Here is a 13953-nt window from a genome sequence, read left to right as displayed (position 1 = left end):
TTTTAACCCAAAACCTTTAACCCTTTCCTCTAAAAGTTTTTCTTCTGTTCTTAATGTAATCTTCAAAAATGTATTCGCCCAAGCCAGTTAATGAGCTGTAAAATGCTCTACCGCCATTTACTTGAGTAAACTGACGAACAAATTGTTGTAAATAGGGGTCTTGGGCAATCATGAAAGTGGTAATAGGGATATTTAGGCGCTTGCATTGTGCAGCCATGTTTAATGTCTTTCCAATCACTTTTCTATCTAAACCCATGCTATTTTTATAATACCTTCCGTTTTCTTTTAAGCAAGTTGGTTTACCATCAGTAATCATAAAAATTTGTTTATTGTGAGTTTTTCTCCTGCGCAATAAATCTGTAGCCAATTCTAATCCAGCTAAGGTGTTAGTATGGTAAGGGCCAACTTGTAAATAAGGTAAATCTTTAATGGTTATCGGCCAAGCATCATTGCCAAATACAACAATATCTAAAGTATCTTTTGGGTATTTGGTTTTGATTAATTCGGCCAAGGCCATCGCAGTTTTTTTGGCAGGCGTTATCCTATCTTCTCCATATAAAATCATAGAGTGAGAAATGTCAATCATCAAAACAGTTGAGGTTAGTGTTTTGTAATCTTTTTCCACAACTTCTAAATCGCGATCTGTTAATGTAAAATCGTTAATGCCATGGTTAATTTGTGCATTCTGAATAGAGGCAGTCATATCAATCTGATCCAAACTATCGCCAAAAGAATACTCTCTTCGGTCGGCATTTTTCTCTTCTCCAATGCCAGAAATATTGCTATTATGATTCCCTTTGCCAGCTTTTTTTAGCTTGCCAAAAATTTCTTCTAATGCAGATTTGCGAATAGTTTGCTCAGTTTTAGCGGTAATTTTAACCTCACCGTTTTCGTCCTTTAAATAGCCTTTTTCTTTCAAATCATCTATAAAATTACCCATACCATATTCGTTATTGGTAAATTTATATTGCTTGTCTAATTCATTCATCCAAGCTAAAGTCTCTCCAGCGTCCCCGGCAGTATAATTTAATAATTCCGTAAAAAGCTTTAGCAATTCATCGAAACCCCCTTTAGGTAAATCCTTGGGCAAAAATTTAGAAAACTCGAAACCTCTCATGTGTTATATAAACGAATTATCGAAGTTAAAAGTTTAGTGCCTTAGTATTTTAAGCCGTGTGTCATATTTGACCTGAAAAGACTAAAGCATAAAAGACTAAGTGAAACTACCAGCCGAAAACCGAATTGGGCGTTTCCCAAGCTGCGCAAGGGTCGGGCTTTTCAGGGCTTCGCTTCGCTACGGTACCAATAAGAATTGGTACTGAACCCCTACAATCCCTAACGCAAAAACCTAGTAAATTTTCTTACCCCTCCAATTGTTTTCTAAGAGCAAAACCATCAGAATGCCAATTGTATATGCAATGATATCGTTCCACGCAAAATAATTGCCCATCACAATGTTTGCAAAATTAGAATCCCCTAACCCTAATAACTTCACGTATTGGAAATATTGTAAGGTTTCAATCACATAAGAAAAAATTAAGACAGCAATTGCAGTGATAAAAACTGGAGTATTAAAGAAACTCTTAACAAAGCAGTATAATAAAATAACTACTAAAACGTCACCAACATATGGGCGAATAATGGTGTCATGAACGTAAAGACCAATAATTACTTCAACAAGAAATAACAAAACAGCAATGGTGAAATATTTTTTATTAAACTCAATGTTCAATCTCATATCAATTAAAAACTTCTTCGTTATAAGCTGGATTTGCACCTTTTTGTGAAGCTACAAAAGCGCCAACCTTACAAGCTCTGTCTAAAATAGTATCAATAGGATAACCATTTAAATAACTGGCAACAAAAGTAGCCAAGAAAGAATCGCCTGCGCCAACAGTATCAGCAACCTTAACTTTATAACCTTTGTGGTGGTAAAGTTTGTTTTCTTGTAAAACATAAGCTCCTTTTTCGCCAACTGTTAAGCAAATGATTTGAATATTAAATTGATTACTCAATTGTTTTAGCAGTTGTTCGTCTGTGTTTCCAGATAAGTTAAACGCTCTCTTTAAGTAGACCAATTCATGTTCATTCACTTTCAAAATATCAGCCGCTGTTAATAAAACCTCCAACGTTTCAATTGTATAAAATGGTTCACGAAGGTTAATATCAAATACTTTAAGCTTTGCATATTTTAATAAATTGATAATGGTTTTTTTGCTTTTTTCGTGTCTACAAGTTAATGAACAGTACACAAAAGCGTCTGCATTACTCACTGTTTTAATTACATCATCATTAAGTGATATAGCATCCCAGGCAACAGGTTCTAGAATTGTATAAGTTGCTTGCTTTTGCTCATCTAATGTTACTTCAACGGTACTTGTTGGCAATGAGTTTACTTGTAATAAGTTACTTTGAAAATGATTTGAAGCAAGAAAATCAATTAGTTCTTTACCATTTTCATCGTCGCCAACAGCACTAATGAACTGACTGTTTATTCCTTGCTTATGCAAATTTAAAGCAACATTCATAGATGAACCACCAGCTTTTTTGCCTTCAGGAAAAATATCCCATAAAATTTCACCAATTGAAGTTACGATTTTGTTCATAAAAAATAAATGTAAAGTAAAGGAACAATTTATTCATTATTTTTACTTGAATAAATTCTGAACATGAAAAAAATTATACTTTTTATTATTCTTATTGCTGCGTTAAATGCAAACGCTCAAAAGCCAACAGATAAACAAGACATTTTAAATGTACTAGAAAAGCAACGGAGTGATTGGAATAGAGGTGATATAGAAGCATATATGCAGGGTTACTGGAAAAATGATAGTTTACTTTTTGTAGGTAAAAGCGGACCAACTTATGGTTGGCAAAAAACCCTAGAGAACTATAAAAAAGGATATCCTGATAAGGCAACCATGGGTGTGCTTACTTTTGGCATTAAGAAAGTAGATTTTCTAACAAAAGATAAAGCTTTTGTTTTAGGTAGTTGGAATGTTAAACAAGAGAAGGGTGAATTGAAAGGTTATTTTACTTTAATACTTAGAAAAATAGATGGTATTTGGAAAGTTGTAGTAGACCATAGCAGTTAATTTTCTATGCTCATCTTCTTATGTTTTTTAGTGAAATAGTATAAAGAAAATAAAGTGAGTAAACCCCCTATAACAGATAAAATAACTACGCTGTTAGAAAAGAATGTAACCCAATTTAACTGAACTTTAAAAATTTCTTTACTTAATAAAACACCTATACTGCCAACATACCCAAAGGAATCTGCAATGTAAATTAGAAAACCAACATTACTAGCATATTTAAAAGTGGATATTAACCTATCAAAAAATACGGCATTAAAAGGAATGTAAACCATGTATAAACCTAGTCCAACAAATGTCATCCACCAAATAGGGGCTAAAGCATTTGTTATAAAAAGTAGCGTAGAAGCACCGGCTAAAATAAATCCTATGAGTATGAAATAATGAGCAGTTTTTAAAGCAAGAAAATTGTTTTTGATTAATACCATGCTGCCAACCAACACTAATACGATTAATGTAATTGGTGTTTCTGTCTTCGAAAAAATAGCAGGCTGATTATAAAAACCCATTTCCTTCCACATTTCTGCTCCAAAATTATCTCTGATATCTCTAAATATGGTAGCGAAGCAATAAATAATTACACAGGCAATTAATCCACCCAAGAATTCTTTCATAAACTTCTTTCGGTCTAAAGTTGTCATTGGAATTCGTTCTGCTCTATAACTTACATCTTCCAAACTTGGCGCAGGTATTTTTTCCATTAAATACACAAAGAGAATCAAAGGCAAGGAAAAAACTAATCCTGTATAAAATGGTACCCAAAACTCAGATATGCCAAAATTCACCATTAGCCAGGCACCAACAGATTTAACAAATCCAGAGGCGAAAATGAAGCTTACCGCTAAAGTAGCACCAATAAAATCTGTACTTCTTCTTCCTTCTACATAAGAAAATACAACACCCCAAAGCATGCCTAAAGGAAATCCATTAATAAATAGAAAAACTATATTGTAGGGAAGCGGAACTATTGCAAAAAATAACCAGCTTAGCCAAGCTATGGCTGTTAAGACTATAATGATTTTGCCCCTTCCCGTTCTTTTTAATTCAGAAATATACTTAATGCCATAAAATTTCGCCAATAAATAACCCAACATTTGGCAAATTACCAATACTGTTTTATAGCTGTAACCCGCTATGGTTAATCCATCAAAAGTGGCAACGGTAAAAGATTTTCGAAAACCAAAAATCATAGTGTAGGCTAAAAAAACTACTACTGCAGCATACAAGCCAGTTTTAACCTGTTGATTGATTCTAAAGTTTGTAGACATCAAATTTTTTGGGTTTAGAACTGAAATATAGTCGTAAAATTTGATAAAAAATAAATGGCAGTTTTTATACCCCAAGTCTAATGTTTTTATAATAGAAGTCTTTGTCTTCTTCGGTAATTTCCCGAATAACTTTACAGGGGTTGCCAACTGCTAAAGTATTATCAGGTATATCTTTAGTAACTACACTTCCAGAACCAATCACCACATTATTACCAATCTTTATACCTGCATTAATTACAACATTTCCACCAATCCAAACATTATCCCCTATAGTAATTGGTTGCGCCCATTCATATTCTTGGTTTCTTAAATGTGGATGAATAGGGTGACCTGCTGTGTAAATGGCAACATTAGGCGCAATAAAAACATTGTTGCCTATACTTACTTTAGCACAATCTAGTATCACCAAGTTAAAGTTTGCATAAAAATTATGACCAATCTCGATATTATAACCATAATCACATCTAAAAGGAGGTTCTACATAAAACATCTTTTCAGTTTTACCAAATAACCGTTTAAGTAATTCTTTTCTTTGTTTGATGAATTTTGGAGCTAAGTTGTTAAACTCGAAAACAATCTCCCTAGCTTTCAATCTTTCTTTAGACAGTTCAGCGTCACTAGCTTGATAAGCTTTGCCTGCAAGCATTTTTTCTTTTTCTGTTATAACTTTTGACTCCATTTATAATTATTAAATTAAAAAGCGGGATTATCAGTATAGATATCCCGCTTAATTTATGCGTTTTTTAAATTAAACTTAGTTTTATTTTGGATCTCCGTTTCTTAATGCTCTTTCTGCACGTTTAACCGCTAATTTTTCACGCCATTGCGCATAAGGCGCCTTAAAAGCCATTTTTAATAAACTATCAACGCCGCCTTTAACTGCTAAATTAAATACACTTGCAGCTTTTCTAGTTAACGAAGCATCCCAGGCTCTTAAACTTAAAGAGAATGAACCATCAACATATTTCATCCAATGCCACATTCCAGTTGGCATAAATAAAGTATCGCCGTGTTCTAAAAAAACTTCATAACCTTCAACTCCTTTTAAAGCTGGAAATTTTTCGAAATCTGGATTTGCAACATCATAATCCTCTAAAGCATAAGTAGCGTTCGGAATACAATAAAGGCGTTTCTTCCATTTGTTGTCAAATAAAATAATATGCTTTCTTCCACCAAAATGTGTATGAAAAAGATGAGGCAAATCTATATCATAATGTAAAAAGGTAACAGAGTTAGAACCACCAAAGAACATTGCCGGCATGCTTTCTATAAAACCACCCATTAAATCTTTTGGAATTTTAATGTCATTGATTAGGCTTGGAACATGCTTAAATAAATTGAAGAAGAAAATACGTAATTCTGTAGGCTCTCTTTTAATAAGATCTAAATAATCTCCAAACTTCATGCTCGCAATGGATGCATTGATTGGTTTTGTAGGGTCTGCCTTTGAATTATCAACCAAGTTAACTTCGATATCTCCACCAATTTCTTTTAAGTAATCAGTTGTCCATTTCTCACGAGCTGGCCAATCTTTTGTTAATCCTTTAATAATTAGTGGTTTTCTAGCATCAAGATAATTCTTCTTAAAATCTTCTGGGCTAATCGTTTCTACGGTATCAACAGGTTTTAAAATAAAGCTCATAATGTGCGATAAAGTAAATTTTAGGCAATAATACTGTTTAATCAATTACCTACACAAAAGTGTAAATTAATATTTAAAAAAAATATGATTAATCTCAGAAATGTTAAGTCTATGATAATTTGATGTAAATAAGACATAAAAAAAGCGCTCTAAATTTTAGAACGCTTTTGCTATAAGTTAATAGGGATAATTAACTATTATTTTGGCATTAAAACAGTATCAACAACATGAATTACGCCATTGCTTTGAAAAACATCAGCAATAGTTACTGTAGATGTTCCACCTTTTTCGTCTTTCAACATTAAGTTTTTACCTTCCATCCATGCCCAAAGTTTACCACCTTGAACAGTTGTTAATTCTGCTTTACCGCCACCCGCTTTAATTGCAGCAGCAATTTCTTTACTTCCCATTTTACCGGCAACCACATGATAAGTTAATACTTTAGTTAAAGTTGCTTTATTTTCTGGTTTAACCAACATGTCTACAGTTCCTGCAGGGAGTTTATCAAATGCAGCATTTGTTGGAGCAAAAACCGTAAATGGTCCAGTAGTTTTTAAAGTTTCAACCAAGCCAGCAGCTTTAACAGCGGCTACTAAAGTGGTGTGGTCTTTTGAATTAACAGCGTTGTCAACGATGTCTTTTGTTGGATACATTGCAGCGCCCCCAACCATAGGGTTTTTTTGCGCATGAACTTGAGTTGTAAATGCCATAGCTACTACGACAATTGCAGATAATAATATTCTTTTCATAATTTTTTAAGTTTTATGAAGAGAGATACGCAGATTAAAAACTATCGGATTGAAAAAAGTTAAATTTTTTTTAACTTAACTGATTATCAATTAATTATTAGAGTAGTTAGGTTACTTTTGCTTTCCGAATGATTTTAGAAAATAGATTAGGGAAAAATCTTTTGAGCAAAACAGCATTAACTTCTTTGCCACCGATGTAAACTTCTTCTTTTTTAGCTTTAATGGCCTTTATTAATTTTTGAGCAAAGACCTCGGCGGGCATTCCATTGTTTTGAGCATCATCCATAGTGCCTTGGGCTGATCCATTTGCGGTTAAAGCATTTATGGTAACATTTGTTTTGATGAAGCCTGGGCAAGCCAACATGATGTGAATATTTGGATTGTCGATCTCTATGCGAAGCGAATCGAAATAGCCATGCAGGGCATGTTTTGAAGCCGAATAGGAAGAGCGATAACGTGTGCCAAATTTACCAACTAGGCTACTTATGCAAACAATACTACCGCTATTTCGAGCTAACATTTGAGGTAAAACTGCCTTGCTTAACAGAACTGTTCCCCAAAAGTTGATGTTCATGAAACGTTGTTCAGTAGCTAAATCAGTATCCATGGCTAAGCTTCGCTGACTAATGCCACCACTATTGATCAGTAAATCTATTTTTCCGAAGATCTTGATTGCTTCATTTGCTATGGTAGTTAAGGAAGCACTATCCTCTAAGTCTAATGATAAGATCTTAACATTAGATTGGCTTTTACAGTTCGATTTAACTCTAAAAAGTTCATCGGTATTACGTGAAGATATAATCAGTTTTGCGCCCAGATTATTGTAAGCATAAACCAAAGCTTCTCCAATACCAGATGAAGCACCAGTTATCCAAACAATTTTATCTTTCATTTGCTACTGGAGAGTGTTTAAGTGCATCGGCTTCTAATATTTGTTCTTCTTCAGATTTTCCTTCAGGTGCCATTTCTGATTTTGAACTTGCAATGCCGAATTTTTTATCATATTCTGGCCTCAAGGTATCCATCCATCTGTCCCAAAATAGAAAATACAAACCATAGTTGCCTTTAAAAAATTGATGGTGCATATTGTGTGCGGTTCCGGTACTTACCCATTTCCCAATACGACTTTTATGGAATTTTGGAGAGAAGAGCTCATATCCTAAATGCCCATATACATTGTATACGAAAACAATGGTAAAAAATACTGCCAAATGAATTTGATGGAATGGCATGATGAATATAATTACAACAAATATCCCTGTTTCTACAACCGCTTCCAAAGGATGAAAAGAATAAGCTGTCCAAGGTGTCGGACTAGTAGATTTGTGGTGAATTAAATGAAAAAGCTTAAATAATTTTGGGTGGTGCATCATTCTATGTGTCCAATAAAAATATGCATCATGAATAAGTACCATTAAGGGGAAAGCGATTATGAAATAAAACCAGCCAAAATCATCAACGTTTTGATAAAGCTGTGTATATGGTCTTATTCTATCATTTTCTAAAAAAATTACTGGTAAAGCGCCAAAAATAACAATGGTTATAATAGAATAGAAAACATCTCTTTTATGATCAGACATTTTGGGCATTTTAGACTGAACACGAATGCCGCTAAACCTTTTATGAAATAAAACGTAGAAGACGAGAAAGGCAATTCCGGCAATTAAAAAGTATCGAGTACCAACGTCAAAAATGTATTTTAGAAAATTTTGCCAAGTCATGATTTTGAGAATAGAGAAATACAAAAATACGTAAAATGCTTTAGAAAATTTTACTCAATTTCTGTAAAAAGCCCTGCCGCAATACCATCTGCAAATAGCTTGCCTTGACCAGTGAGCTTTACAATATTGTTTTCTACTGCAAGCTGGCCTTTTTCAATAAATGGCTCTATTTGATTACGGATTTCAACTACATAATTTTCGCCGAAATCTCTCCCAATTTTTTCAATATCTGTTCCCCACATTGTTCTGAGAGAAGTCATAATATACTCATTAAATCGATCAGCTTTGCTAAGCTCTTCAACAGTTTCTGCCAACTTATGATCTGCTAGAACACCTAAATATTTTGCATTATTAGCGATATTGATGTATCGATTATATCCATCAAATCCATGTGCAGAAGGCCCTATACCTAAATACGAGATGCCTTTCCAGTAGTTTGTATTATGAACAGCATATTTGCCATGTAACGCATAATTTGAAATTTCGTAATGTTCAAATCCACCTTTAGCTAATTTTTCAGTCAATATAATAAACTGGGAGGCACTTTGATCGTCACTTAATCCATTTTGTCTTCCATTTTCTATTGCATTTGCTAAGGCTGTTCTTGCTTCAACGGTTAGCGAATAGGCCGAAATATGAGGGGTTTGCAAATCAATAGCTTTTTGAATATTTATTAACCATTTCTCATCGGTCAATAACGGATAACCATAAATCAAATCGATACTAAGGTTCTCAAACCCTGCGTCCTGACTTCTTTTGATGCAACTTTCTGCTTCTGAGGCATTGTGTGCTCTATTCATCCAAACCAAATCCTCCTCAAAAAAAGATTGAATACCAATGCTGAATCTGTTAATCGGCAACTTTCTTAGTTCGCTTATTTTCTTTGCATCAAGATCATCTGGGTTTGTTTCTATTGTTATTTCCGCATCTGCCGATACAGAAAAACAGCTAATGAGCGTATTAAAGATTTTTTCAAGAGCAGCTGAAGAAAGCACTGAAGGTGTTCCGCCACCGAAATAAATACTACCAATTTGTTCTGTTATTCGATCTTTTTTTAGCCTAATTTCTTTGCAGATTGCATCTACCATTTCATCAGCGTATTTTAATGATGTGGTAAAATGAAAATCACAATAAGTACATGCTTTTTTACAGAAAGGAATATGGATGTATATGCCGGCCATTGCGCAAAGATAATTTAATTGAGGCTACACCTTAGGAAAACAAAATAATAAAGCAGTAAATTTGTGTTGATTATAATTTATAGTTGCTACTTATTTAAGGATGTATAAAAGGGTTTTACTACTTGTAGTGTTGTGCACATGCACTTTTCTTTTGCCAATTAAGGCACAACAAATCCCTCTGAATATAGATAGCTTGCAGGATAGTTTGAATATAGATAGTTTAGATTCTGCACTAATTGTACCTATAAAAGTAATTGATACAATTACACCAAAGAATTTAAGGCCTTTAGATTCTTTAGCCAAAACTCTTATTGCAGATAGTTTAAGTAAAGGATTTGGTTACCCAAAGCTTGATTTTGAATTACTAACAAAGAATTTCTTATTGAAATCTGTTAGTGGTGCTACTTTTCAAAAAGGTATTAAACTGCCAAAAGGAGAAGTTTGGATTTTAGCATTTATAGGGTTTTTAATGGTTGTTTTTGCGGTGCTAAAAAGTATATTTTCGAAGCAGTTGCTTTCAATAATACAATCGTTTTTTAGCAATAGAGCCTTAAGCAACTTAAATAAGGAGGACAATTTGTTTACCTCATGGCCATTCTTATTGTTATTTATCCAATTCGGATTTGTTATTGGAATGTTCTTTTATTTAGTGGCGCAGTATCAAAACTTAAACGAAATTGCTAATGGATTTCAATCTTTCGTCTCCATTTCAATTGGTATAATTATGCTATATGTATTAAAAATCTTATTACTAAGATTACTTGGTTTTGTATTTAATGTCCAGAAACCAGTAAATGAATATGTTTCTATATTATATTTAAGTTATTTTAATACCTCGTTGTTGTTTATCCCGCTGGTAATTGCATTTGCATTGTCTCCGCTTAAATATGGCAACTATTATATCGTTATTGCCATAGTTTTGTTAGCAATAATTTTTATTTTTCAGTTTATAAGGGCAGGAATAAATATTTTATCTCATTATAGGTTTTCAAAAGTCTATTTAATTTTGTACTTTTGCACCCTCGAAATTTGCCCTATATTAATATTAATCAAGGCAATAGGATTTTAAGAGGTAATTAGTTAAAATGCAGGAAATGAACGAAGATAGGTTACGTAAAGTAAAAAGTATACTGATCACTTTACCAAAACCCGAAACAGAGAAGTCGCCTTATTTTGATTTGGCTAAAAAGTTCAATTTGAAAATAGACTTTAGGTCTTTTATTCATGTGGAGGGTGTTCCTGCTAGAGATTTTAGAAAAGACAAAATTAATTTGGCAGAATTTACGGCTGTTGTATTTACTAGCCGTAATGCAGTTGATCATTTCTTTAGAATTTGTGAAGAAATGAGATATGAAGTGCCTGCAGATCTCAAGTATTTTTGTATCTCGGAATCAACAGCCTTATATCTTCAAAAATACATTCAATATAGAAAACGAAAGATCTTTTTTGGCAAGCAAACAGCTTCTGACTTAGCAGAGGTTTTGAAAAAACATGCTTCTGAAAAATTTCTTTACCCTTGCTCTGATGTTGCTACAGAGGATACAATGAATTTTTTGCAAAAAAATGGATACGATTTTGTGAAAGCAGTTTTATTTAAAACTGTAGTGAGCGATCTTTCTGATTTAGCAGAAGTTTTTTATGATGTTATTGCATTTTTTAGTCCATCGAGTATTCAATCCCTTTATATTAATTTCCCAAACTTTAAGCAAAACAACACCCGTATTGCAGCTTTCGGTTTAAATACCCATAAAGCAGCAACTGATGCAGGTCAGATTGTTGATATTGCAGCGCCAAGCCCAGAGGCTCCGTCTATGATTATGGCTATAGAAAATTATATCAAAAAGTCTAACAAGTAATTTTTTTATAACCCGAATCTTGCTCACATCCCTATTAGTTTTTAGGCTTTCGATGATATAATTTTTCTTTCTGTTTATATTAATTAATAAGCAATTTTTTTTCATTAATTTAAAGTGGATTATTAACGAGAAAGTGTTTAAATTTGCCGCTGTGCATTTATTTAAGCAAATAATTGTATATGTCAGGGATATTCGATAAAATTGTTATTATATTTATTACGATACTGCTTAAATGACTTTATGAGAAACATATACCTTTTTAGTTTTTTCATTGTTTGTGGCTTTTTAGCAAGCTGTTCCAAGAATGGAAGCCAATCTGGAGAGCTAGTAGGGGCCTACAACAGAAAATTTAAGAATAAAACTATTCCATTAGGCATGGTTTTTATTCCGCCGGGTAGAACTTTGATAGGAATGACGGATGAAGATCAAACTTTTTACGAGGGAAATCGTAGCAGAATGACTTCCTTTCCAGCTTTCTATATGGATCAAACCGAAATTACTAACGCAGAATATAGACAATTTGTAAACTGGGTAAGAGATTCAATAGCCGTTACTTCATTAGGAAGATCTGGTGCACCAACGCTTTATAAACCGCAACCAACAGCTGCTGGAGCAACTGCCGTAACAGGCCAGGATAATATTAACTGGAAAGCAATAGGAAATGGTGGAGTGCTATGGGGTAGAAATAGTGCGTTTAAAGCAAGATTACAAAATATGTATTATGCTGGAAATGATGCTTTACCGGGTAGAAACGAATTTGACATTAGAAAATTTAGATATGCTTATAGTTATCTAGATCATAATTTAGAGGCTGCTGGTAGACAGAATCCAAATTCTACTAGACAAGACTATATTCAATCTTACACAGATAACCCAACTCCAGGTAAGGCAAATGAGCATCCTTCAGTGAGTGTTTACCCTGATACTTTAGTTTGGAAGTTAGACTTTTCTTATTCACAAAATGATCCAATGGTTGATGCTTATTTCAATCACCCATCTTATGATACTTACCCAGTTGTTGGTGTAACATGGGAGCAAGCTAATGCCTTTTGTCATTGGAGAACTGCATTATACAGAAATATAGCTGCAGCTAGAAAAATGCCTGAAAATGGTAGATTGAGGTATAGACTTCCGACTGAACAAGAGTTTGAATATGCAGCAAGGGGCGGAAGAACGCAAACAAAATATCCATGGGGTGGCCCATATATTAAAAATACAAAAGGTTGTTTACAAGCTAACTTTAAAATAGGTAGGGGTAATTATACAGATGATGGTGGTTTATACACGGTAGATGCTCGAGCATATTTACCAAACGACTATGGTTTGTATAATATGGCTGGTAATGTTGCAGAATGGACGATCAGTGCCTACAATAAATCGGCAACAAGCTTATTATTAGATTTCAGTCCTAATTATACCAATACATCTAAAGGCGCAAAGGTAGTTAGGGGTGGATCATGGAAAGATATGGGTTTCTTCCTTCAAAACTCAGTAGGAACTTATGAATATCAAGATAAGGCAAGATCTTACATTGGTTTCCGTTGCGTATCAGATTTCCCTGGTAATGCATTAAATTAAACAACAACTAAAACAACCAAAAACAAATTTTTAAAGATTATGGCAGCAAAAGGACAACCAGGGTGGTTACACGTCGCAATTTCATTGGGAGCGAGTGTAGTTATTTTAGGAGCATTAGGGAAAATTTTACACTTAGGTGGAGTGTATGCAAATTATATAATTGGCGTTGGTCTAGTAACCGAAGCAATTTTATTTGCCGTTACAGCCTTCTTCCCACCTGAACCCGAATTACCTTGGGAAAGGGTGTATCCAGAATTAGCGAATGGATTTACAGGAGAGTTACCTAAATCTTCTGCAAGACCAACTAGTGGATCTGGTTTTTCTTCTTCGGCAGCTTTAGATAAAATGTTAGAAGATGCTAAAATTGGCCCTGAATTAATTGAAAGCCTTGGTTCTGGTTTACGTACTTTTGGCGATAAAGTAGCAACAATTTCAAACGTTACTGATGCTGCGGTTGCAACGAACGAATTTACTGGTAAAGTAAAAACTGCTTCATCTAGCTTTGATAACTTAAGCAATGCTTTTGGTAAAGCAACAGCTCAATTGGTAGAGATGGGAGAAAGCAATGTAGATTCTAAAGCTTACCATGATCAAGTAAATAACTTGGCTAAAAATTTATCGGCTTTAAATGCTGTTTATGAATTAGAGCTACAAGACTCTAGTGCTCATTTAAAATCAATGAATAAATTCTATCAGAACTTATCATTAACAATGAATAATTTCAATGAATCTATGGAAGATTCGAAACAGTTTAAAGAAGAAGTGGGCAAATTAGCGAAAAACCTGTCGTCATTAAATGCTATATACGGCAATATGTTAACAGCGATGAACCAACCACGTACTAATTAGTAATTTATTAATCG

General features: G+C 33.8%; 15 protein-coding genes. 5 read left to right on the top strand and 10 right to left on the bottom strand.

All coding sequences use genetic code 11. The features are described from left to right. Positions 1 to 16: 16 nt before the first annotated feature. The 3 genes from FA048_RS00970 to FA048_RS00960 all read right to left on the bottom strand — a co-directional run bounded on the left by FA048_RS00970 (position 17) and on the right by FA048_RS00960 (position 2606). Positions 17 to 1117 (bottom strand): vWA domain-containing protein, encoded by a 1101-nt coding sequence (locus tag FA048_RS00970; RefSeq protein ID WP_136838134.1) that lies wholly within the window; start codon positions 1115 to 1117, stop codon positions 17 to 19. 231 nt (positions 1118 to 1348) lie between these two features. Further along, positions 1349 to 1738 carry a ribosomal maturation YjgA family protein gene (locus FA048_RS00965; protein WP_136838133.1) on the bottom strand — a complete coding sequence of 130 codons (390 nt, stop codon included), beginning with the start codon at positions 1736 to 1738 and terminating at the stop codon, positions 1349 to 1351. A gap of 1 nt (position 1739) precedes the next feature. Next, positions 1740 to 2606 (bottom strand): carbohydrate kinase family protein, encoded by an 867-nt coding sequence (locus FA048_RS00960; RefSeq protein WP_136838132.1) that lies wholly within the window; start codon positions 2604 to 2606, stop codon positions 1740 to 1742. Positions 2607 to 2669: 63 nt separating this feature from the next. Between FA048_RS00960 and FA048_RS00955 the strand changes: the two genes are divergently transcribed. Beyond that, the gene (locus FA048_RS00955) at positions 2670 to 3095 is read left to right on the top strand and encodes a YybH family protein (RefSeq protein WP_136838131.1); all 426 of its coding nucleotides are present in this window, start codon (positions 2670 to 2672) and stop codon (positions 3093 to 3095) included. Here the strand turns inward: FA048_RS00955 and FA048_RS00950 are convergent. From FA048_RS00950 to hemW, 7 genes are all read right to left on the bottom strand, one after another. Next, on the bottom strand, positions 3092 to 4363 hold the full coding sequence (locus FA048_RS00950) for a DUF5690 family protein (RefSeq protein ID WP_136838130.1): 1272 nt from the start codon (positions 4361 to 4363) through the stop codon (positions 3092 to 3094). The two genes, FA048_RS00955 and FA048_RS00950, sit on opposite strands and share 4 nt — an antisense overlap. 64 nt (positions 4364 to 4427) lie before the next feature. Beyond that, entirely contained in the window at positions 4428 to 5042 is a 615-nt protein-coding gene (locus FA048_RS00945) for a sugar O-acetyltransferase (RefSeq protein WP_136838129.1), read from the bottom strand. Positions 5043 to 5123: 81 nt separating this feature from the next. Beyond that, entirely contained in the window at positions 5124 to 6005 is an 882-nt protein-coding gene (locus tag FA048_RS00940) for a cupin-like domain-containing protein (RefSeq protein WP_136838128.1), read from the bottom strand. A 197-nt stretch (positions 6006 to 6202) separates the two neighbouring features. Continuing rightward, entirely contained in the window at positions 6203 to 6754 is a 552-nt protein-coding gene (locus tag FA048_RS00935; RefSeq protein WP_136838127.1) for a fasciclin domain-containing protein, read from the bottom strand. Between the two features lie 106 nt (positions 6755 to 6860). After that, positions 6861 to 7646 carry an SDR family oxidoreductase gene (locus FA048_RS00930; protein ID WP_136838126.1) on the bottom strand — a complete coding sequence of 262 codons (786 nt, stop codon included), beginning with the start codon at positions 7644 to 7646 and terminating at the stop codon, positions 6861 to 6863. After that, a complete protein-coding gene (locus tag FA048_RS00925) occupies positions 7636 to 8334 on the bottom strand; it encodes a sterol desaturase family protein (RefSeq protein WP_205943405.1) in 699 nt (232 codons plus the stop codon). Before FA048_RS00925 ends, FA048_RS00930 begins: the two co-directional genes overlap by 11 nt. Before the next feature lie 191 nt (positions 8335 to 8525). After that, on the bottom strand, positions 8526 to 9656 hold the full coding sequence (gene hemW, locus FA048_RS00920; RefSeq protein ID WP_136838124.1) for a radical SAM family heme chaperone HemW: 1131 nt from the start codon (positions 9654 to 9656) through the stop codon (positions 8526 to 8528). Between the two features lie 151 nt (positions 9657 to 9807). Here hemW and FA048_RS00915 point away from each other — a divergent pair, with 151 nt between their 5' ends. The 4 genes from FA048_RS00915 (at position 9808) to porL (ending at position 13939) form a co-directional block, all read left to right on the top strand. Then, the gene (locus FA048_RS00915; RefSeq protein WP_225872443.1) at positions 9808 to 10725 is read left to right on the top strand and encodes a DUF4271 domain-containing protein; all 918 of its coding nucleotides are present in this window, start codon (positions 9808 to 9810) and stop codon (positions 10723 to 10725) included. A 16-nt stretch (positions 10726 to 10741) separates the two neighbouring features. Then, entirely contained in the window at positions 10742 to 11512 is a 771-nt protein-coding gene (locus tag FA048_RS00910; RefSeq protein ID WP_136838122.1) for a uroporphyrinogen-III synthase, read from the top strand. A 240-nt stretch (positions 11513 to 11752) separates the two neighbouring features. Next, entirely contained in the window at positions 11753 to 13090 is a 1338-nt protein-coding gene (porK, locus tag FA048_RS00905) for a T9SS ring complex lipoprotein PorK/GldK (protein WP_136838121.1), read from the top strand. 39 nt (positions 13091 to 13129) lie between these two features. After that, positions 13130 to 13939, top strand: coding sequence for a type IX secretion system motor protein PorL/GldL (gene porL / locus FA048_RS00900; protein WP_136838120.1), 810 nt, complete (start codon positions 13130 to 13132; stop codon positions 13937 to 13939). The last annotated feature ends 14 nt before the right edge of the window (positions 13940 to 13953 follow it).

Source organism: Pedobacter polaris (assembly GCF_005116505.1).
Classification (GTDB): Bacteria; Bacteroidota; Bacteroidia; order Sphingobacteriales; family Sphingobacteriaceae; genus Pedobacter; species Pedobacter polaris.
This window is presented reverse-complemented; position numbering and strand designations above follow the sequence as displayed.